Raw genomic sequence first — 21,062 nt, 5'->3', positions numbered from 1 at the left:
CCGTTTTCTTGCAAATCCAGAAAATCCAGATAATATGGAGATGATCAAGGAGTCCAGCCATGCGCCAGTTCACGACGGGGGATCTCAACAAGCAGGTTGGCGACGTCACCGACGTTGCCAGCCGCGAACCCGTTATTCTCACCAAGCACCGGAAACCCCGGTTCGTGCTGATGAGCTACGAGCACTACGAACGGATGCGCGTCGGCGGCGATCCCCGCCGCGCATACCATGTCTCCGAGATGCCGGAGGAACACACGGAACTCTTCGCCGCCGAGATTGACCGATTGGCGCGCGGGGAAGGATACGATGATGAGCGGTAGATTTCTGCCTGGTCAGGTGATCTCCTACCCATATCTTTGGGCATGGCAACACGAGCGCGGCGAAACGGAAGGCCGCAAGAGCCGACCGACCTGCGTGGTCATCGCTGTCCGCGGCGCAAGAGATGGCCTGACTCATCTCGCGCTCCTGGCGATAACCACCCAGCCACCGACCAGCGATCGGGTCGGTTTGGAAGTTTCCGCTATCGAGTGTCGCCGCGCCGGTCTGGCCGATCTCAAACGCTGCTGGATCGTGGTTGACGAATACAACTACGATATTGCCGAACGCTCCTGGTACATCGAATCCGACGGTAAGCCCCTCGGTCGTTTCAGCAAGGCATTCATGATGAAGATCGCAGGCGCCTTTATCGAAGCGCGCAGCGAGGGCCGCCGCGTCAGCCGTCTGGATTGACGTTCTCTTTTCGCGGCAGGGAGCATACCTCGGATCGGATCAGTCCGCGGTTTCCGCATGCCTGTACGCCGGTCCCAGGAACAGGAATGGCGTCACACAAATCCAGTGTCATGCTGCATCGCATCGACGTATGTCCATTCCAGCACAGGAACACACCATGGCCGCCGCCGCAGAAAGGAAGATATCCGTCTCGATGCGGTTTCGCGAGGATGATCTCACCATCATCGACCGCGGCGCCGAGCTGCTCGGCCTGTCGCGCACGGAGTTCATGCGGCGCGCAGCACTCCACGAGGCCCAGGCTGCCATCCTCAACGAAACCGTCATCCGCGTGTCCCCGCAAGCCTATGACGCCTTCATGCAGGCGATCTCATCCCCCGCCGCTGCGTCGCCGCCGAAGGCGGCCGAGCGGCTGCGCCGATCCCCGCCCTGGGACCGCTAGGTGGCGCTTTCAGGCATCGAACACCTTGACGAGGCGCACCGCCTCGACAGCTTCTATTGCGGCTGGCCGGCTTCGCGCGAACGAACCAGGTCCGCGGGTTCACCCGCGTCCTGATCGTTCACGACGAGGGAACAGTCGTCGGCTATTACGACCTCGCTCCGGGCGTAATCCAGCCAAACAGCGCACCGCGCGCCATCCGCACCGACCGACGGCCCGATCCGACACTGTTGATCGGATAACTCGCCGTCCACCACCATGCTGGGTAAGGCGTCGGCAGCGGCCTGGTCCAGGACGCTCTGCGTCGCCGGCGCCGCTTCGTCGGCGGCCGCGCGTTGGTGGTGCGGGCGATCGACGCCGAGGCCGACCGCTACTGGCAGAGCTGGGGCTTGATTCCCGCGCGAGACAATCCGTGGGTGCTCATGCGCTCGATCCAGGACGTGAGCCTCTGGCTGGCCGACAAAGGCCGCTAACTGCACGCGCGTAACGCCTCCGGCGGCGGCGGGGTCCGGGCGCGCCGGCCTGCGGCCGGCCGGGCTGTCGTCGCGGCGTCCCGCCGCTCCCCGAGCCGGCTTCGCCGTCTCGGCCTTCGGGCGACGATCCCTCGCGCAGGATCAGGGGGAGAGGGCGGCCGGCGCGGGGCGGGGGACGCTGGAGAGAAGGGAAAGTCACGATGTCGATGATATTCATAGGTGGATCACGCGAGATATTCGAGCTGCCGGAACCTGCCATCGCTCGCATCGGCGCAATCGTTGCTGCCGAGCACGGCGTGCTGGTTGGCGACGCGTCGGGAGCCGATGCCGAGGCGCAGGGCCTGCTCGCCGGCTACAAGTACGAGCATGTCGGGGTCTTCCATGCCGGCAAGGAACCCCACAACAATCTGGGCGACTGGGCCGCCTACCATGTTCCTTCTCCTGAGGGCGCCACAGGATACTGGGTCGACGCCGCCAAGGACCGGGAGATGGCGCGGCGCGCCGACTTTGGCATGATGGTCTGGGACGGCGCATCACCCGGTACGGCCGTCAACGTGCTTCGGCTCGCCATCGCGAACAAGCCCTGCGTCATTTACGATCTGGCCAGGGGCCGGATGGCGACGACGTACAATGTGGAGGACTGGTGCGCCATGCTCCGCCATGCCGGTCCGGACATTCGACGCCAAGCCGAAGCCCGCATGACGCCGGACGAGCGTCTGGCGTTGCCAGGATGATGGATGCGGTCCCGCCGACAGCCCGGCGGGTTCAATCCGATATGTTGATCCGGCTCCTCGCCGCCTAATCCACTTGTGTGTGCGGACGGAGCCGGCCCCTTTCGAAACCGGTCCACGCGCAGAGCCGCAGGGCTTTGTGCGGATGATCATCTTTTCTCGCCTCTGAAGCGGGTGCAAGCGTGCCGAACACATCTTGGCTTGCCGGGTCATCCAGCCTGACTGCGCGGTACCATCCCCGAGGGGCGTGAAGGCCGCTGCCAGCTGGCCCCGATCTCGAAATCGCTATGCCGCCATACCGAACACGCAAGGCGGTCACGCGCCGGGCTGCTGTTCGATGTGTTGGCAATGCCGACGATTTGACCCGAGAGGCTGCAGCATGTTCCTGCGATCCGGCAGCGTTGCGTCGGCGGTCTGGCGATGGCGGCCTGAGTTCTTTTCCTTCGGTCGCATCCGGGGCCATTCCCGTTTCATGTCGCCTTTGTAGACGACCGCCTGCTTTGTGCGGTCAACCCCCGTTGGGGGTACACTCGGCGAATATTCAGGAAAATTCGATTTCTGTTTTTGTCTGCGGGCAGGCGAAGGGCCTGCCCGCTATTTTTCGGCAAATAGAATTTTCCAGAATTTTCGCCGAGATGACCGCAGCAGGACGGCCCTCTCCTTTGGCGCCATCGGGAATGGTCCCGATGCAACCGAAGGAGAACTACCATGGCCACCACGATCGCAAACCTCACCACCAAGGCCGACGGCTCGATGGAAGGCGTCTTTGCCACTCTCCGGGTCAACGCCCCGATCACCCTCATCCCGAACACCAACAAGTCGCGCGAGGACGCCCCTGACTACCGGATCGTCAACAAGCGCACGGGCTTCGAGATCGGAGCCGGCTGGCACCGCATCTCGCAGCGTTCGGGCGAGGAGTACCTCTCGGTCAAGCTGGAGGCCCCCGAGATCGGCGTCATCTTCGGCAATCTCGCTCCCGCCCCAGGCGGCGAGGAAAACAAGAAGGTCATCCTCTGGAACAACCCCCAGTGAGGCATCGGTGGCCGGCCCCGCAAGGGGCCGGCTCCCCACCGGCAAAAGGAGGTTGCAATGAGCCGCTACACCATCACTGTCACTGGCACCGTCACCGGACAGGACCGCTCGGACCCAGACGCTGTCATCGGCTACGATCCGCCACTTCGAACCTACTTCCTGCAAGCGTTCCCGCACGAAGAAACCGACGAGCCCGGTCTTTGGCTCGGCACCCACGATCGCGCGTTCGAAACGCTTGAGGATCTTCACCGCGCAGCCATCTCACACGGCTACGACTTCATGCCGCTGTCGCCCAGACTGGCCGCAAAGCTGGCCGACGACAAAGCGGCAGCCAGCGGGCGTCCAATGCGAGACACAATCTTCGGCCAGGTGCTGAAAAACCTCAACCAACCCAAGTAGGCAACACGTCTCAGGGCCCGCGACGGAACACACCGTCGCGGGCCCTTTTTTTGCGCGTCGCAAAGAGCCGCGAACATCAACCGCTACAGCAAGTGACAGCGACTCCAAACCGCCGACTATTCCTTTGGCAGTTTGTGCTTATGAATGCGGATATAGTCCTGGACAGCCTTTCGCAGCAGTTCGGTCATGCTGTGCCCATTGCTGATCGCCAGCAACTTGAACTGCCGCTGCTCCGCAGCCGTCAAATAGTAGCCACAGCGGATCATCTCCTCCTCGCGAATCTTCTTTCCGGCGATGGGGTCCTTTTTCTGACCCTGCCGCAGCAGCTTGCGGAAATCAGGCCCGACTGCCGGGGACGGCTTTGTCGGCTCCTGCATCGGTGGCGCAGCTTGCTCCTTGATCCCTGACGGCCCGGCCTTCGGTGGGATGAACATGCTGGGCAGCGCCGGCGGCTGCGTGGAGATCGCCTTCATCATGCGGGCTTTCTTGTCGTCACCGGGTTTCGGTGCGGTTTCTTCACTCATGCCGCGTTCCTTGTGGCTTCGATGAAGGTTTGCAGAAGGTCGTCAAAGACCCCTTCGCTCTCGGCAACCGCCTTCGCGTCAGGCACCTCGGGGCTGTAAAGGGTCTGCCCGGTCTGAAGGTCGCGGTAGGCAACGCGATTGTGCAGGACGTGTTCAGCAATCGGCGTGCCGTTGGCCTGGATGATGGCGCGCAGTTCGGTCAGGGCTCGCGCCCTGCCATCGATGATGGTCTGCTTGGTCAGCACGAATATCGCAGGCAGCGGTCTACCCCGGCTCTCGACCGCCAGCGGAATGTAGTGGTCGGTGATCTGGATAGCGGCGGTCACATCGTCGAGGGCAAAATAGACCGGCACGACGACAATGTCGGCGGCGAAGAGCCCGGCCATGAGGTTATCGTTTGTGGTGCCTTCCGTATCGATCAAGACGACCGAGCGTTCCCCGTTGTGAGTGGCTGCCGCGCGAAGGATTTCCTGCGGCGTCATCGCGCTCACCATCGTGAGCCTGTCAGGACGATTGCCAGCTTCGCCCAGCATCTGGAACCAGCGGTTCATGTTCTGCCGCCGGTCGCCATCGATAAGAGTGACCGAATAGCCCCGATGCAGCGCGACGGATGCGAGGGCGCGCAGCATCGTCGATTTGCCAGTGCCGCCCTTTGGGATCGCAGCGGAGATGATCATGGGGCCTCCTTCCGGCGTTGTCTCCTTGTTTCGATGTCAACATGGAAACAAGTCATCATGGACGCATGAAACGAAATCACGGTCGCAACATGGTGACATTGTCGACGGGGAAGACTGGTTTGGCAACCCAGGCGCGCATCGATAAGGGCTCGCTAAAGAGGCAGTTTTTGCGCAGCTTCTATCTTCAGCAAAAAGGGGGTCCGGTGGCCCATCGACTGCGCATTTTTCGACTACGGTTTTCCGGCTGCCCATCAGAGGGCCGATGTTTCCATGTTAACATGGAAACAAGTCGCCAACGCATCATAGACACATCGCATCAAATCACGATGGGAACATTTCGCCCGCGCTGCTGCCGCACTGGGCTGTGAGAAGACGCGCACCCATAGTTTTCGTTCCTCCTCTTGTATTGGCAGGATAGCCTATTTTGTGATACACACAAAATAGGCGGCACGGCCCTGGCGGGCCTTTAGCGCCCGCAAGCGGGCTTGAGAGATGGATGCAGACGCCCAGAGAGCAGCGGTGAAGAGCGCGTCGCGACGCTACGGCGAGGTGACGCACATCCGGTTTTCGGCTGACGAGCTGGCCAACCTCAAAGCCATTGCGGAGCGGGAGGGCGTCACCGTCAGCGAGGTCGTCCGGCGTCTCGTGCGGGCAGAGGTCGGGCATCTGCCTGTCGCATCAGAGGCGTTGCGGCCGGCGATCGTGGACATGACCGATCAGCTGCGGCGCGTCGGCATCAATTTCAATCAGGCCGTGCGCGCCATGAACGACGGCCGTGTTTCCCATGATGAGGACCTTGAGCAGGCGCTGCTCGCGGTGGGCGACCTCGTGCGGCGGTTTCGCGATGAACTGAAAACGATGACCGTCGGGTCTCGCAAGGCGAGGGAGGCCAGGCCATGAGCGGTCGTCTTGCTGGCTACGCGGCCGAAATCGAACGCTACCTGCGGGGTGGGGCCGGCATAAACCGTGAGGAGCTGGACGACGACAACTCGGCGACGAGCGCCCGACGCGGGGCTGGCGAACTCCAGGCGATGAAAAGTCATGAGGTGACTGGTGGCGGCGGGCGCCTCGGGCAAGGACAGGCCGGCGCGACCCCAGGTGGGGGCAGGAACGCCCCTCGTTCGTCGCCGGGAGGGAGAGGAGTGGCGGGGAGCTCCGTCTCCAGCGGGGCGCCGAAGTCCACTGCTGCTGCGAGCTCGCACAAGGCCACTAGCGCGCCGATCCTGGTCTATGGCGCCACGCTCGCCGGTTTCCGGCCGGAAGAGGAGGAGGAAGACTGGAAGCGGCGCGGCGGCGGCGGCCGTGGCCCTGACCGCTCTGGCGCTACGCGACGAGCGGCGCGGGCGGGCTATCAGGCGCGGGCCGTCGCGGCACGGGCAGGCTATGCGGCGGGCGCGCAGCCTGCCGTGTTCAAGGTCATGCCCAATCCTCCGTCGACCAGGGATGCCGCTGCTCGGCTGCTCAATTACATCGGCAAGCGCGAGGACGAAAAAGGCGAGAAACACGACATCGAGATTTTTGACGAGGACGGGCAGGTCCTTGCGACAGGTGGCGCACGAAAGGCGTTCCTGGAAACGTTTTGCGAGACGTTCGAACCACCCCTGGAAAACACCAATTTTCTGGAGGTTCGTTTCGAGCTCGCCGGCGAGATTACCGATGCCGCCTTGAGCGAGGCGCTGAACAACGCCTTCGGTGCAAAACCGTTCATCTATGCACAGGATGCACAGACGGTGCAGGTATACGCGCACACCGATGAGCGGGCCGGACCGCTTGCCAAGGTGCTTGCCGGTGGTCGAGATAGCTCGCGCAGCAAGGCGCTCGACAAGATCGAGGCTCGCTTGTCTGAGGCGATGGGTGCGGCTGGGGTGGCCGCTAAGGCAGAGGTAACGGCGGCCGTCAGCCGTGAACCCAAAGCGAAATACTTTTTGCAAAAGTTCATCCGTACAAACAAAGTCGTCCGCACTGCGAACGGCGAGCCAATTCGGGGCGCGAGGAACCCCTCCAAGGCGGCGGCTTCGGTCTACGAACAATGGCGCCCGCAGTTTTCGGGGCGTGAACGCCGCAATGCCTATCACCTGCTTTTCTCTGCAAGGGCCGGGACCGATGCCAAGGCCGTCATGGCCGCGGCACGCGCCGTGCTCGAGGAACGAGCGCCGGGATACAAGTTCGTCCTGGCGCATCACAACGACACCAAGCACGTCCATATTCACGCGATGGTGCAGGCACGGTCAGCCGACGGTGAGCGCCTGAAATTCTACAAGCCGGATCTCGCAGCCTGGCGCGAGGCATTTGCGGAAAAAGCACGCGAGAACGGCATTGCGATGGTGGCGACGCGGCGCATGGATCATGCGATGACGCGGCCATTCACGAAGGAGCATGCTGGAGCCTATAGCCGCGCCCAGAGCGATCCGCGCTACCAGGTCAGCGCCAGGACGATCGAGCGAGTGGAGGCCAAGCGGCAACGTCGTTTAGATGTGCAATCCCTCGTCGTGAACGGCGATGCAATCGCTGGCGCTTGGCATAAGACTGTGACGACGATGCGGACCGCGGGCATAGTCGGTCAGGCTCTCACGGCAGCGGAGTCGATCGGCAACAATTTGCTGCGGTTCCGTCGCGATCGGACAGGGGAGGGGCAGCCAGGTACCGCGGATCGCGGAGCTGATCAATCGGGGCAGAAGTCTTTCCTGTCCCATCCCGGTATGAGAGAATTGAATGCACTGATAGGAGATTTGAACATGGCGCAAACCCCCTTGGAAATGCGGCGTCAGATGGCCCGCGTCAATCAGGCTCTGGACAACATGCGCGAGACGCTGCCGCCGGCGCATCAGGGACAGTTCGAACAGTATCGTGAAGAGATGAACGACAAGATGCACGACCGTCTAGCGCGGCTGCAGGTCGAGCGGCAGCAGCAGCGTCGTGGTGGTGGCGGTGAGGAGCCAATCCCCGAGCGCGAGGCGCGAGAGCGAGACCTCCCAACGCGGGACGATCCCCGCCAGCCGGTTGAGCCGCGCACAGGCACCGATCAGGAGAAGGTGAGTGCCAAGCAGAAGGACGCCAACAAACAGAAGGCGCGGCAGTCGGAAGAGCAGGACCGTAAGACCCAGCGCTCAAACGATAACGATTACGAGCGCTGAGCAAGGGCCACCCCAGCGTCCTCGTGCGGCGGTCTATCGAAACGGCGCATTCGTCACAGAATGATCAGTCTAGATGGCAGCAATGCGCCTTTCGACGGTCGGTCACCGCACGCCGGTCCGCCATGGGTTGGCTCGACGCTCAAGATCAGAAGGACAGGCGTGCTATGATCTTCGCAGGCCTCGCTGCTCGGACCGCCGGTGCGACGGTTTCTGGTATTTGGAAGGTCCTCAGATTTTGAGCTTTGGATGTCGTGCCCGGTATCGCCGCCTCTGCTGAAGCAATATCTTTCGCGCTGACCTGTAACGACTTACAGGCTCCTTTCTCGTCCCAAAGGTTCTTGGCGATTGCGCTTCCCACGGCTGCAGTGATGGCGCTGGGTGCAACATCGTTTGGCGCGACCTGGCGCGTCGCGATCAACGCCTTGATTGCCTCGCCGAGGATCGCTGCGGAGTCGTCGAACTCGACGCCACGGACTTGGTCGAACCTCTTCTCGGTGCTGCCGTCGACGATGCAGTGATGCGCGATGAAGATCCAGTCGTGGATCATGTAGGCCGGAGCGTAGCCCCAAGGTGAGAGCCCCTTAAAGACCTGCGCGATTTTCGGGATTGAGCCGCCGTCCGTGTACATGAGGCCCGGCTTGATCTTACTACCTGGAGCCGTCGGATCGGCCCGATGGAAGATTAAGGGGTCGTGAGGGTCGGGTACGAACAGGAAATTCCCGTCGCCGGAACTGTTGCCTTCGCCGACCCACATGACGAACAAGCTGCCGGATATCTCACCGGTGGTGAGCTTCTGGTAGTCTATGGAGCTGCACCCAGCTGCCGTTGCAACTGCGAGCGCGATCACGCTCGTAATGAAGCGACATGCAAATCGCCGAGACAGGCGGATCTGATCGCTGAACGCATTGTGTCGCATCGTTCCACCTCGGTCGAATAGGGTGCTGATGGTACGAGACGCTGCCAAACGAACGGACGAAGTCAGAGAAAACCGACCCAATGGCTCTCGGCGACAATCGAGATTGGCAACCCCTCGTCGCGCCAGGCGGTCGCTTTGAAAATCTTGTCGCCAAACGATGAGTGCTTCCAAGACTCAGTGGCGTAGGCACCGATCACGAGCACGTCGGTCTTTTGCGTCAAACTGCCGGCGCGGCCGCCACGATCCGCTATGGCCAGCTCGCAGTATTTTCGCTGGCCATAATTGAACGTCCCGGTGAAACAGTACGATCGACCTTCAAAGGTCAAATGCGGAGGCGGATTGCACAGGGGCAGGGTGGTCGGCTTCAACACTTCCCCGAGTTCGAAATCTCGGTTCGAGAAGCTGTTCAATGTATCTAGAAGTTCGGTGTGTTCATCGGCATCGAGCACGCCGTCCGCAAGGATTTCATTGACCCGTCGGTACAAGGTCCGGACGATCGGCTGATCGCTAATCTCGACATTGGCGGCCAGCCACTTTTGCAGGAACTCGACTTCCGCCTTGTTGATACTTCCGTCTGCAGCGAGGCCGCGCGCTAACCCAATCAACTCATCGATCTGCCGCGAAGAAATACGATCGCCGCCGACGCGGTTGTAAAACTTGTCATCCATGGACCCCTCCCTAGCAAAGCGTTTCGCACGCTACCCCGTCACCATCCCTATCCAGCTTGCGGCCCCACGCACAGTTGTGCAGGTACCATTGAGCGTCTTCGCAGGAGCTGATTTGCGAGCAGTACCGCCGGGGCTCGCACGAAAGGCCGCTTTGGGCGACCAGCTTGCGACTGATGATGCCGAGCGGCTGGCTCGACGGCGGAGCCCCGTCTCCATGCGATGTGCGCCAGTCCCAAGGCGCTTCGAACTTGCCAACCCATAGACCAAGCCTCGCCGCCTTGGCCTTGGCCTGCTGCGGCGCGTAGGCGCCGTTGCTGTAGCGCGGCCAATCGAGCGCCTGGCCATGCTCTACCATCCACGCCGCCACGCTGGCGCCGTCGGCTCGCCGGCAGTCGCCGACGAAGCGGTGATAGCGATCCCAAGTCACAAAGATGCATGCCACCGGTCTAGAGGCCGCGAGGAAGCTATCCAGCGCTTCGGCGGATCGCCGACCGCATGGATACTCGAAGCCCTTGGCGTCGTCGCAATATTGCTTGCTCTCTGGCGCATCGACCCCGTTGAACCGAATGCGCTGGCCGTAGATCTCAATCGTGTCACCGTCAATGACGGACGCCACGCCGGTCATGGGGGCGGGCTTTGGCTCGATCCAGTTCGAAGGGGTCAGGTCGAGCAAGCGGTCACTATGCATCATGACCGTCTGAGCGGCTAAGGCACCGACTGCAGCAGCGGTGACGAAGATCAACCGTCGCGGGACACTTGCCCAACGCGCAGCGCGCGAGCGCCGGGCGCCAGTGCGTTTGCGCCACTGAGTCCGATTGTCGTAACGAGACCTATCCACACCCTCTCCCCCAGCGGGAGAATGCTCCTAAATGGAGCAGAGGTCTAGTGAAGCCTATTTGCTGAGGATTACCTTAGAAGATCACGGCTTCACTTGCCCTAGCGCAACAGGTGCTAGTGCCGAGCCGAGGCTCGTTCCGAAGCCAATATGCTCCAGCTTAGGAACTGCCGCAGCATTGTGGGTAGTCGAAGGCTATTAGCTATTGTCTTCGACCGGCGCACTTGGGCCATTTTTCTTAATCGAATCGATGGCGTTCTGAGCGCTGGATTTGCTTGAGTAGCCCTCGGTCGAGAATATCACCTCGCTGTTGTACTTGAAGCGAACGCGATATTCGCCAGCTTTGTCCTTATAGATTTCGAACTTATGTGCCATGGGTGTGCCCTCCGTTGACAGTGAGAAGCTCGCAGGAATCGAGATGGCCTTCAAGATCGCCTTGGCTCCTGCCAACAGGTGTTTTGCGTCTCGTTGGGCTACGGAAGCGGCGTGAGCATCCCTGAGGATGCGAGCGAGCTGCGATCGTGGCGAGCCGTTTGATCAGCCACAATGTTTAGTCTGGACAACCCCACCGGACAATGGATCGCGGCGTACGCGGGTCCGATTTCGACGGCAGCTTTGCGCCTCATCTCGGTCGTTAGGGCTGATACCGCGAGCGCCGGAAAGCTGCCAATCATCGAGACTATTGCCTATTGCTACTTCCGGCTATGATTGTGGGCGGTGGGACTCTGCTGATCGATTTCCAAATGCGGAGTTGCTGGTGCTGGAAAGCAGGTATTTTCCGGCTCCTCAGTGATATATGTCGCTTGGATCAGTGGTATTTAGGTTACTTATGGGCGAACGAGTTCTAACATTAGCAAATTGGCTGGGTGGCTTGTTCACTAGTTTTGGTGCCTTCTTGGAAGGTATTGGCCGACCCTCCGTCACAAAAGCGAAATTTGTAAATCTTGCACCGACCGACCAAGCTGACAAGGACGGTGTATATTCCGAAGCTTTGCTCTTCGCGACGACAGACCCGAAGGTGAACAATATAGCACTGACTGGACCTTATGGTTCAGGAAAAAGCAGCATCATCCAATCGTTCCTGAAAAGATACCGAAGACCTGCACTTCACATATCTCTCGCGGCGTTCGTGAAAGAAGCCAGCCCACAAGGCGACAAAGAAGCTAGCACCCAAAATCTCAAAGTGAGCCGGCAGGAGATTGAAAGAAGCATACTGCAGCAAATGCTGTATGGTGCAGATGCAAACAAACTTCCACTGTCGCGCTTTAAGCGAATTCAATCCCCTGGCGTCCTGTCGATCTTCAAATCGCTATACATCATGTTAGGCTTACTTTCGATTTGGTACGTATTCACAAAGCGGGAAGCGATAATCAGCGGCACTTTTTTCGATCCACTCGAATTCAGCAATTGGCCTAATTTCACAATATTCGGATTCTCGTCGCTTTTTTTGTGGGTTGCGCTGCACAACTTTTATGTCGCCAGCTTTGGGCTGTCACTCAAAAGCATCTCTCTAAAAGACATAGAAATAAGACCGGCATCAGACAATCTCGATTCAATACTTAACCGCCATTTGGACGAAATTATCTACTTCTTTCAGTCAACGGAATATGATCTTGTAATAATTGAGGATTTGGACCGATTCGAAGATGCAGAAATATTCGTGACGTTGCGTGAAATCAACGGCTTGGTGAATGCGAACGCGGGAGTCAGACGAACTATTAGATTTCTTTATGCTTTGCGGGACGACGTATTTGTTAATACAGACCGGACCAAGTTCTTCGAATTCGTCATTCCTGTTATTCCAATCATAAACGCTTCGAACTCGATTGATATGGTGCTGGAGCAGGGAAAGAGGCTTGAACTCGACGGTCGTCTTAATCGACAGTTCCTTCGAGAAGTCTCACGGTATCTAGACGACCTGAGACTCATCCAGAATATCTTTAATGAATACGCCATCTACGTCGCCAATTTGGAGACCGACGACGAAAATACTCTCAACGCCAACAAGCTTCTTGCGATCCTGATATATAAGAACGTCTACCCCAGGGATTTCGAACGACTGCACCGGGGGGAAGGCAATCTCGCTGACATTCTGGGCCGCCACGATGAACTCGTTGCGCACGAGGAGGTGGCCTGTAAGGCAGAGATAGCGGAAATCGAACGAAAGATTGATGTTGCCGAAAGGCAGACACCTTCTGACCTGAAAGAATTGCGCCAAATCTACGCAATGACGCTCGTTCAGATGCTTCCTGCGAACGTCAATAGCATCAGCCTTGACGGGCAGTCTTGGATCGCACTTCCCTCGCTTGTTGGGCACGACGCGTTTGAACAGTTAATCGCAGCTCCGCATATTACCTACCGCGATGTCTATAATAGACAGCCGATGAATATCTCTGCCTTGCAGAACGAAGTGGATAGCGAGAAAACCTACTTTCAGCGCAAAACGGAAATTGAAAGCAAATCTGAGGCCAATAAGAGCGAGAGCTTACAACGGATTCGCGATCTTAGAGCGAAGATCGCGACCCTTCGAACAGCCAAGTTCAATGAACTCGTGCGTTCAAGCGCCGACCGTGTGACTGATCTTTTCGACGGCTTCGGCGAGAAAGGCGAGCTGGCTCGCTTCTTGATTCTAGAAGGCCATCTCGACGATACGTATTATCAATATACGTCACTGTTCCATTCTGGTCGGCTGTCGCCCAATGACAACAAGTTTCTGATCCAGATACGGGCGTTCTTTACTCCGGACCCCGACTTTCAGATTGACAACCCGAATGAGGTCATCGCAGCGATGCGCGAAACGGACTTCGGGCAAAGCTATGTTCTTAACGTCAAATTGGTTGACTGCCTTCTAAACGAGGCGACCCGCTACAGCGATCAGACTCGTAAGTTTTTCGAGTTCATCGCGTCCCAGTTCGAAAACTGCGAAGATTTCTTAGAGGCCTACTACGCCACGGGACGCGCCGTCCCCAAGTTGCTTTCCCGCCTGGCTGACGAATGGAGGCAGTTCGTTCCGACGGCAATCGCCAGCAAGCGCAATCTTTCCCATATCACACAGTTGGTAACCAACCTGCCGGAAAGGGCGCTAGAAACACTAGCACGCGATGGCGACGAGTTCCCTGATTTCGTCGCGGCGAAACTCCCTGAAATTCTGGCACTTGCACCTGACTTGGCACCCGAACGCCTCGAGCGCATTGGCTTCGAGGTTCGAGACCTTCCGGCAATAGGGAAGTTCACCGGCATCGTCCGCTTCATGGTAAGACGGGGGCTTTTTGAACTCTCGATTGCCAATGTGGAACACATCTATCGCGAGGTCATTGGCGAGACCAATCTCATGGCGTTTCGCGAGCGCAATTACACTACGTTGCGTTCGCTCACAGATCCTGCCTTGATCACCAGGGTCGAACGCGATCTTGATATCTATCTTAGCGACGTGCTCCTTGAGCTTCACGACAATTCTGAAGAAGATGCGGCAGCCATAACCGATCTCCTAGGTCGTCAGGGACTTGACGAAGACAATCTTCGTGAATTTCTCGGTCGACAGACGGCTCTCCTGCCAGCGCTGGAGGGTGTTCCGGAGAAATTGCACGCCACGGTATTTGAGCTGCGACGTATCGCACCGACATGGGACAATTGTATCTCGTTCATGGGAGGCAGTGGCTTCGCGGCGGAAATCCTGGTGGCCTATCTTGATCGGAAAGATGTGCGCGCGGTAATTCTGAAGCACAGTCTGCGTAACGGTCCCGAGACACTGCCGCTACGCCAATTCCTTGTTAACGCGAATGCACTGAGCGATGACAGTTACCGGGAATATGTCCGAGCGCTGCCCAATACGTTCAAGAATTTTCCCAAAAGCCTCGATTCTTCGAAGCTTACTATTCTCATAGAGGAGCGCAAGATCACCTTTTCAAAGGAGACCCTCGAAAGCCTAGACGTCAATACAGATTTGCCGGTCCTTTTCGTGGCAGAAAACATCGAAGCTTATCTCACCGATCCCGGAATGTTCGGTCTCGACGACGTCTTCCGAGAAGGGCTCCTTCAAACCGACATAACAGATCACGATAAGCGCGCGATAATCGACCTGATCGATTTGAATACGCTAACGGAACTGCCCAACCGAGCGGCACTCATAGGCCCGATTCTTGACCGCACCAACGTTCGTATATCCGGCATTGATGCGGCTAAAGCGCGGTCACTCATCCTGAATTCAAAACCCGTTGAGACGCAGATTTCTCTGTTCAACAAGATTCACTCGACTATGACGGTCGACGAAACGCGCGAAGTGCTTGCGGCGCTTCCAGATCCGTTCTCTGAGATCACGACAGGATATCACACTCCAAGATTGCCAAGATCAGATGAAAATCGTGCATTGGTCCAATGGCTTGAGACTCGCGGAATCATCTCTTCGTGGAGCGAGGGAGGTGGTTGGTTCCTGGGTGATGAGATACGCGTAAATCTCAAGAGGCGATGAAAAACTGTATTTATGCAGTCTTCCAATAGACGGCAGGGTTCAATGAGATGCGATTAGATTGGTGGTTTCTTACAGGTGGCTAAACAGGTTGTTGGTTCTCCCAAAATTCAGTTCACCAGACCCCAATTCGCTAAACCTGACGGTCTGCTTGCGGCCCAAACACGACATTTGGCGATCGGCACAGCGAAGGCCGCCCTGCCAGCACGCGATGACCATCGCAGGCAACAAAAGCTCGGGCCCCCGTTCGTCTGATTTTCGGGGCGTATTGCTTTAGCAAGTGATCCAGGCTTTCCACGCTGGATAGAAATAATTGGACGTCGTGATCGGCCGCCATCGGTTCAAGCGCCGCAACCGTCATGCTTTCTTCCAGGGGCCGGCGTCTGATGGCCTTGCGCTACCGTTCGTTAGGTTCAGGAGGCATATCGAGCCCGGTAAAGAATGCTGCGAACGCTTCCGGGCTGGCTGCAATGATAGCCTGGTCGAGCCGGGCCTCTTCTGCTGCTATAAGCGCGGCATCAAGGACGAAATCCGTTCGGTTCTTCCCTCGCGCCTTGGCACGGTTAATCAGGCTCCGTTCCTCGACCTTGACACGTGTAGCCTATCCGTCGACTACATCAGGCAAAGTATCTTCGACGACGCTCAAATTTCGATCGAAAGCCTCGGTGTCGGATGCGTGGGCTCGGAGAGATCGCACCTTGTTTAGCATCGCCGCAACCGCAACTTCTTTTTCGGGCGCTATGCGTGTTGTCACCGCTTTGGCCGCCAAAGCGGAAAAATCTATGGCGGCATAAGCTGATACGGCTGCGGCGTCTGTTGCTTTCAGCCGTTCTTTTACGATTGCGCGCCGGCCCGGTGGCGGAGCTTTACGGGCTGCTTTTGCGGCAAATGTCGCGCCGCGCCGCAGGCGGGTCTGCAAAAGGCCTGATCGGTACGCGGGTGCTGTCGGCACAATCGTCGGGAGCGCTGAAAACGGCACCGCCGCGAAAGCGTCCACGGCAGGGCTTTTCGTGCGCGAAACCTCGATAGAGGCGAGCAGGGGCATGAACGCGCGTTTGGCGAGCTGGGCGTCGGCGAAATAGAAATTGCGCGTGCCGAGGACCGGCAGTTCGCCGCGCGGCAATATGATGACCTTGTTCTTGTCGAGCGTACGGATTTCATCGGGCCGCATGAGGGGCCGCCGTACTTCCTTGCGGTGCTCCGAGCGCGTGTAATAGGTGTCGAACAACGTTGCCTTGGTGCGCGTCACGTCCTTTTGCACGTCCGAGGTTTCGCCGAGCTGCTCGGAAACGTAGCGCAGATCGTCAACGTCCTGTGCACCGAAAAAGATCTGCACGCGAGCAGCGTTGATGAGCGTCTTGCGACCTTCCTGGCGATAAATCTCGTCCACAGCCTTCAGCGACTGCACGAAAAACCACATCGAAACGCCGTTGCCGCCGAGCACACTCGCCATTTCGGTCACGTTCTCCAGCTTGCCGAGGTTCTGGAATTCGTCGAGCAGCACAAGCACCGGATGCTCGTCCGGGCGCGGCATGGTTTCCGACATGAAGTTCATCATTTGCGTGATGAGGACGTTGAACAACGGTCCAAGCGACGTAATCTGCTCGCGCCGCACGTCGAGATAGAGAGAAATCCGGTCACGCTTGAGTTTGCGAATATCGAACGTGCTGCGCGCCGTAGCTCGCATCAGGCGCTCGTTGAGAAAGGGGGCCATGCCGGTCCGGACGCCGGCGTAGATTCCGGAAAACTGCCGCTCGGACATCTCAAAATAGGGCAACAGGGTTTGCAGCGTAAAATGCGAACATTCGCGGCGGCGTTCCTCGCGCAGCGAGCTGATGAACTCCAGGAGCGGGTGCTCAGTACCGTTCATGATCTCGAGGATTGTGGCGAAGGTCTTCTTCTCGTTTGGGATCGCCGGCGATTCCATGACGAAGGACGCAATGCCGGTAAAAAGGAGGCGGGCATCATTGACCCAATACGGGTCTGCGTTGGACGGGGGGCGCGGAAACAGCGCCGCAGCGATGTTGCGAAGGTCGATGTCGCGCTGGGCCGAATCCAGTGAGATGAAGTCCATGGGGTTGTAGCATGCGGTATAGCCGTCCGGATCAGCCGGCGCAAAACGCACCACGCGGCTCATGGTCGAGCGGTAGCCTGCGGTCGCCGCATAGGTCTCGCCCCGCAGATCGAGAACCACGAGCGAATGCGGCCAGGTCAAGGCGTTCGGTATGATGAGAGAGGTACCTTTACCGGAACGCGGCGGCCCTATGACGAAGCCGCCGACATCATCGCCATCGATCCACAATTTCTTGCCGCCGACCAACTTGCGCTGCGTCAAGCGGATCTTGCCTGAGCGCTGATCGCGGCCCGGCGACAAAATTTCGGCAAGCTTGCCGCCGGCTCGACCGACGAAGACGCCGCCAACTTTCGTCAGGCCGGCTTTTGATACATCGCTCATGGTCATGAAGCGAGAGTCATTGCGCTTTCTCGGGCGCATGAGAAACAGGCTAACCAGGGGCGCAAGAAACCCTAATGCTCCCGCCGCAATGGCGTATTGCACCCGGCCAAAATCCCTCGCCATCGTGTCCGCCCACGCCTGACGAACGACTGGCACCGGGTTGGCGTTCAGCTGGTCGAACAGAACGTGGGAGCCGGTCCGGTACCAATCAGTCGCGGTATAGGCGACCGTGAAGAGCAGGACACCCAGGGCCATCGCCATGAGCATCATGAAAATTGCTGTTGCGACTTTCTGCATCGATAGATCCCGCTAGATCGTCTCGGCCTTGGTGAACTTGATCTCGCTGATGCCGCGGCGGCCGCCTTCGGTGCGGATCATCTGGACGACCACCGGAATGACCTCGCGCAGATAGTCGAGGATTTCACTCCGTGAGAGCCCCGTGCTGCCCTGCATGACCATGAGCGCCAGCCGCTCATAGGCGGACCGGGCCGAATTGGCATGAACGGTCGTGAGCGAACCGGGATGGCCGGTGTTGATAGCCTGGAGGAACGCGAAGGTTTCAGCGCCGCGCAATTCGCCCAACAGCAGACGGTCGGGCCGCATGCGAAGCGAGGCCTCGAGCAGCTGTTGCGCGGAAACCTTGGCCAGCCCCTGGTCGCCCTTCGAGGCAATCAAGGTGACGTTGTTGGGAGCCGGCAACCTCAGTTCGCGGGTATCTTCGATCGTGATGATCCGTTCGTGAGCCGGAATCTCCTTCAGGAGCGCATTCAAAAATGTCGTCTTGCCGGTCGACGTGCCCCCTGAAACGACGATAGAGACGCGGTTGCGCACCGCATATTGCAGGAAGTCCATCGGCGACGTGTCGTGCAGCATTTCGACAAGTTGCTTTTCTTCGGCCGACAGTGCCAGGCCGCTGCCCATCGCCGTGTTCTCGAAGGCGCCGAGATCCTTGTAGGCATCAAGGCTCATATCCATGATGACCTGCTTGCGGATCGAGATCGCCCCGCCTTCGGGAGCCGTCGGCGGCAAGATGCATTGGATACGCTCACCCGAGGGTAGCGCAGCCGACAGCACCGGCTTTTCTTCATTGATGACCTGGTTGGTCGCCGAGGCGACGCCTGTCGAGATATTGCGAATCCATCCGGGTGTCAGCTCGCGCTTGACGACGTGCTCCATTTCCTTCGCGCCGAGGCGTTCGATGAACAATTCACCGGGCCTGTTGATTGCAATCTCGGACACCGCATCTTCGTTCAAATAGGACCATATCGGCTCCAGATGAGCGCGCAGGACCGGGGCTCTCGCCCAAGGGTCGGGGAGGGGATGGACGGCATTCATTTCACCGGGCTCCCATAGCCGGGATAGAAATTATCCTTTGGTGTCGTGTAGAGAGGCGTCGGATCGATCGCCGTTTTCGGTCGCCCACCTGCCTTCAGGCGGGCCACTTCTTCCTGGACGGGATCAGCATACAAACCCGAGAAATCGAGATCTCGCCGCACCAGCACGACGACCGAGGTGCCCTGGTCGACATAGACTGTCGGGCCAATGTTCTGCGTGTCGCGAAACGCCTCCTGCGCGAGTTGCTGCAAGGCGGTCGATGACTTGTCGAAGGCGATGCCGCGGGCGTCGCGCTGCGAGCCGTTGCCACCATAAGTTACGGTAGTGGTCTCACCGGTCACGGGATCGATCGTCGACACCTGGCGCTGTTGGCCATTTTGTCCGCTATCGCCGAGCGAGGACAGATATTCAGAGACGCCGCCAACCACGGAAAGCATGATAGCGTTACCGTACCGTTCAACCCAGTGCGTATCGACACGGCCGCCCATGCCGCCGCGGCCGAGCGCGTCTGCGCCAGGCGATTTGATATCGACGGAAATGCCGTCCGAGCGGATGACCCTGCTCCAGACAATGAAAACACGCTTCTGACCGCGCGCAAGCCCTGAGCGGTATTCCCCGGTCAGGCGCGAGCCCTTCGGAATGAGGATCCGCCTGCCGTCGAGCGAGAAGACATCCTCGCGCACGACCGCGCGCACGGCACCGGGAAGATCAGTGTTGATCGCGGTTTCCAAATAGCCGCGAATGATCGTTCCTTCAGGGATCAAGGCATCGGTGCGTCGGAAGGCCCTGGCCTTGACGATGCCGGAAGAACTTGCCTCAGACTGCGCCAGGAAGGCCTTGTTGGGATCGCTGTCGGCGCCGGGGAGCGGGACGATCTGACCGTCAGGCGCGATTTCGACCTGCGCCGCTTGGGCGCCGGCATCTGTCGAGCCGGTTTGATCATTCGTCACCATCTGGTTCGACCGCAGGCGTTCCCACACCGCTTTTTCATGCTCGGCGGCCTCCGCCTTGCGGCGAGCTTCTTCGTCAGCCGCAGCCTTGCGGCGGGCTTCTTCCGCGTCAGCCTTGCGGCGAGCCTCCTCGGCCGCCATTTGCGCCTCCAGCGCGCGTCGCTGCGCATCGAGATCCGCGCCCTCCTGCACGGTTTGATCGACATTCTCGGCCTGTTGCGTGCCATTCTTGTCGTCAGCCGGTGGCGGCACCACGATCTGGTCGATCGCGCCGTCGGCAGGTTGCGGCGGTTCGTTCAACGCCGGCGGGCGGAACTCTGGCGGATTGAAGTTTTCCTCGCCATCGCTGCGAACATCTCGCGATACTGGCTCCCAGGGCCAGTTGAGCCATATCAGCGCGCCTACCAGCACCACGCCGAGGCCGACCAGGGCGATCCTGGTACCCACGCCCGCACCGCGGCGCGCGACCGTCGGGCTGCCGTCCAGTTGGTTATAATCGATCTGGGACATCAGTGCCCTCCGCTGGATCCGAACAGGGCGGAACCGCGTGTCAGTTTCGTTGGACCGTAGACTTGCTCGACGGGATCGATGGTGTTGGGTCGCGCCCGGTTGTAAAGGCAGAGCGTCTTGCCATCGGCCCGCAAGGTGAATTGCCGTGCGACCTTGTCGATGACGGTGTATTTGCCCTGCGTGCGAACGTTGACCAGCGACTCCTGACGCTTGTCGTCGACAATGAAAATCGCCGGAATGTCGCCTTTGAACTCCAGAAACACCCTGGTGCCGTCGTCGAATACGGTGCGCGGCTTCAGGCGGTCGTCGCCCTTGTAGGCGTAGTCGTAATTGAGATCGGCATAATTCAGGTCCTTCAAATCCGGATCGGCGGCGCTCTCCTTGGCCTGTGAGAGCAGACGCGCGTTGATATCCTCGTCCGGGTATTTGAACCGGACCTGGAAGGATGCCCGCTCACGGCTATTGTCAGTCGCCTGCAGCAGCAAGGAATAGACGCGCCGGTCGGTGACCACGTTGACGTTGGTCCACGCGTCGCGCTCCAGCGGCTTGACGAACAGAAACCGCGATCCGCGTTTGGGGATGATCGACCAGCCTTTCGTGTCCCCAGCCGACACGGTTTCGATGACTTCGGTCGGACTGAGCTCGATCATCGTGGAGATGCCAAGAGCGGCGCGCACCGACGTCACGTCGTCGTTGTTGAAGGTGACATATCGGATCCGGCCGTCGCGTGCGGCCGCGCCGTGCATCGTGCCGAGCAGAAGGGTGGCCGAGAGGGCGAGGCTCACGCGCCATC

The 21,062-nt window shown here is 59.2% G+C and carries 20 protein-coding genes and 1 pseudogene; 10 read left to right on the top strand and 11 right to left on the bottom strand.

Going from position 1 to position 21,062, the window contains the following annotated elements; genetic code table 11:
• Positions 1-59: 59 nt before the first annotated feature.
• The 7 genes from OHD62_RS32045 to OHD62_RS32015 all read left to right on the top strand — a co-directional run bounded on the left by OHD62_RS32045 (position 60) and on the right by OHD62_RS32015 (position 3,800).
• A complete protein-coding gene (locus OHD62_RS32045) occupies positions 60-320 on the top strand; it encodes a type II toxin-antitoxin system prevent-host-death family antitoxin (RefSeq protein WP_263791306.1) in 261 nt (86 codons plus the stop codon).
• On the top strand, positions 310-729 hold the full coding sequence (locus tag OHD62_RS32040) for a hypothetical protein (RefSeq protein ID WP_263791391.1): 420 nt from the start codon (positions 310-312) through the stop codon (positions 727-729). The genes OHD62_RS32045 and OHD62_RS32040 overlap by 11 nt, the downstream gene beginning before the upstream one ends.
• Positions 730-886: 157 nt before the next feature.
• Positions 887-1,168, top strand: coding sequence for a DUF1778 domain-containing protein (locus OHD62_RS32035; protein ID WP_263791304.1), 282 nt, complete (start codon positions 887-889; stop codon positions 1,166-1,168).
• Positions 1,169-1,500: 332 nt separating this feature from the next.
• Positions 1,501-1,638 carry a GCN5 family acetyltransferase gene (locus tag OHD62_RS32030; protein ID WP_263791303.1) on the top strand — a complete coding sequence of 46 codons (138 nt, stop codon included), beginning with the start codon at positions 1,501-1,503 and terminating at the stop codon, positions 1,636-1,638.
• A 200-nt stretch (positions 1,639-1,838) separates the two neighbouring features.
• A complete protein-coding gene (locus tag OHD62_RS32025; protein WP_263791302.1) occupies positions 1,839-2,372 on the top strand; it encodes a hypothetical protein in 534 nt (177 codons plus the stop codon).
• Between the two features lie 705 nt (positions 2,373-3,077).
• Positions 3,078-3,401, top strand: a complete 324-nt coding sequence (locus OHD62_RS32020; RefSeq protein WP_006205585.1) for a DUF736 domain-containing protein — start codon at positions 3,078-3,080, stop codon at positions 3,399-3,401.
• 57 nt (positions 3,402-3,458) lie between these two features.
• Positions 3,459-3,800: a hypothetical protein gene (locus OHD62_RS32015; protein ID WP_263791283.1), complete on the top strand. Its 342-nt coding sequence runs from the start codon at positions 3,459-3,461 to the stop codon at positions 3,798-3,800.
• Positions 3,801-3,916: 116 nt separating this feature from the next.
• Here OHD62_RS32015 and OHD62_RS32010 read toward each other — a convergent pair whose 3' ends face one another.
• Both OHD62_RS32010 and OHD62_RS32005 read right to left on the bottom strand, forming a co-directional pair.
• Complete coding sequence (locus tag OHD62_RS32010; RefSeq protein WP_263791282.1) at positions 3,917-4,324, bottom strand: hypothetical protein; 408 nt, start codon at positions 4,322-4,324, stop codon at positions 3,917-3,919.
• Entirely contained in the window at positions 4,321-5,001 is a 681-nt protein-coding gene (locus tag OHD62_RS32005; protein ID WP_263791281.1) for a ParA family protein, read from the bottom strand. Before OHD62_RS32005 ends, OHD62_RS32010 begins: the two co-directional genes overlap by 4 nt.
• A gap of 519 nt (positions 5,002-5,520) precedes the next feature.
• On the opposite strand from OHD62_RS32005, the gene OHD62_RS32000 reads away from it, so the two are divergent.
• Positions 5,521-5,901: a MobC family plasmid mobilization relaxosome protein gene (locus tag OHD62_RS32000; protein ID WP_263791279.1), complete on the top strand. Its 381-nt coding sequence runs from the start codon at positions 5,521-5,523 to the stop codon at positions 5,899-5,901.
• Positions 5,898-8,135, top strand: a complete 2,238-nt coding sequence (locus OHD62_RS31995) for a relaxase/mobilization nuclease domain-containing protein (RefSeq protein ID WP_263791277.1) — start codon at positions 5,898-5,900, stop codon at positions 8,133-8,135. Before OHD62_RS32000 ends, OHD62_RS31995 begins: the two co-directional genes overlap by 4 nt.
• 145 nt (positions 8,136-8,280) lie before the next feature.
• Here OHD62_RS31995 and OHD62_RS31990 read toward each other — a convergent pair whose 3' ends face one another.
• The 4 genes from OHD62_RS31990 to OHD62_RS31975 all read right to left on the bottom strand — a co-directional run bounded on the left by OHD62_RS31990 (position 8,281) and on the right by OHD62_RS31975 (position 10,929).
• Positions 8,281-9,051, bottom strand: coding sequence for a DUF1353 domain-containing protein (locus OHD62_RS31990; protein ID WP_263791276.1), 771 nt, complete (start codon positions 9,049-9,051; stop codon positions 8,281-8,283).
• Between the two features lie 62 nt (positions 9,052-9,113).
• Complete coding sequence (locus OHD62_RS31985; protein WP_263791275.1) at positions 9,114-9,719, bottom strand: BRCT domain-containing protein; 606 nt, start codon at positions 9,717-9,719, stop codon at positions 9,114-9,116.
• Between the two features lie 10 nt (positions 9,720-9,729).
• Positions 9,730-10,392: a thermonuclease family protein gene (locus OHD62_RS31980; protein WP_263791273.1), complete on the bottom strand. Its 663-nt coding sequence runs from the start codon at positions 10,390-10,392 to the stop codon at positions 9,730-9,732.
• Positions 10,393-10,752: 360 nt separating this feature from the next.
• Positions 10,753-10,929: a YegP family protein gene (locus OHD62_RS31975; RefSeq protein WP_127426917.1), complete on the bottom strand. Its 177-nt coding sequence runs from the start codon at positions 10,927-10,929 to the stop codon at positions 10,753-10,755.
• A gap of 454 nt (positions 10,930-11,383) precedes the next feature.
• Between OHD62_RS31975 and OHD62_RS31970 the strand changes: the two genes are divergently transcribed.
• On the top strand, positions 11,384-15,022 hold the full coding sequence (locus OHD62_RS31970) for an ATP-binding protein (protein ID WP_263791267.1): 3,639 nt from the start codon (positions 11,384-11,386) through the stop codon (positions 15,020-15,022).
• 394 nt (positions 15,023-15,416) lie between these two features.
• Here OHD62_RS31970 and OHD62_RS31965 read toward each other — a convergent pair.
• The 5 genes and pseudogenes from OHD62_RS31965 to OHD62_RS31945 all read right to left on the bottom strand — a co-directional run.
• Positions 15,417-15,605, bottom strand: a pseudogene (locus OHD62_RS31965) (DUF1778 domain-containing protein); the annotation flags it as partial.
• A gap of 15 nt (positions 15,606-15,620) precedes the next feature.
• Positions 15,621-17,771: a type IV secretory system conjugative DNA transfer family protein gene (locus OHD62_RS31960; protein ID WP_263791265.1), complete on the bottom strand. Its 2,151-nt coding sequence runs from the start codon at positions 17,769-17,771 to the stop codon at positions 15,621-15,623.
• A gap of 12 nt (positions 17,772-17,783) precedes the next feature.
• Positions 17,784-18,809, bottom strand: coding sequence for a P-type DNA transfer ATPase VirB11 (gene virB11, locus OHD62_RS31955; protein ID WP_263791263.1), 1,026 nt, complete (start codon positions 18,807-18,809; stop codon positions 17,784-17,786).
• A complete protein-coding gene (gene virB10 / locus OHD62_RS31950; RefSeq protein WP_263791262.1) occupies positions 18,806-20,269 on the bottom strand; it encodes a type IV secretion system protein VirB10 in 1,464 nt (487 codons plus the stop codon). Before virB10 ends, virB11 begins: the two co-directional genes overlap by 4 nt.
• The gene (locus OHD62_RS31945; RefSeq protein ID WP_263791260.1) at positions 20,269-21,054 is read right to left on the bottom strand and encodes a TrbG/VirB9 family P-type conjugative transfer protein; all 786 of its coding nucleotides are present in this window, start codon (positions 21,052-21,054) and stop codon (positions 20,269-20,271) included. The genes virB10 and OHD62_RS31945 overlap by 1 nt, the downstream gene beginning before the upstream one ends.
• Between the last annotated feature and the right edge of the window lie 8 nt (positions 21,055-21,062).

The sequence above is a fragment of the Mesorhizobium sp. YC-39 genome (assembly GCF_025753795.1).
Classification (GTDB): Bacteria; Pseudomonadota; Alphaproteobacteria; order Rhizobiales; family Rhizobiaceae; genus Mesorhizobium.
This window is presented reverse-complemented; position numbering and strand designations above follow the sequence as displayed.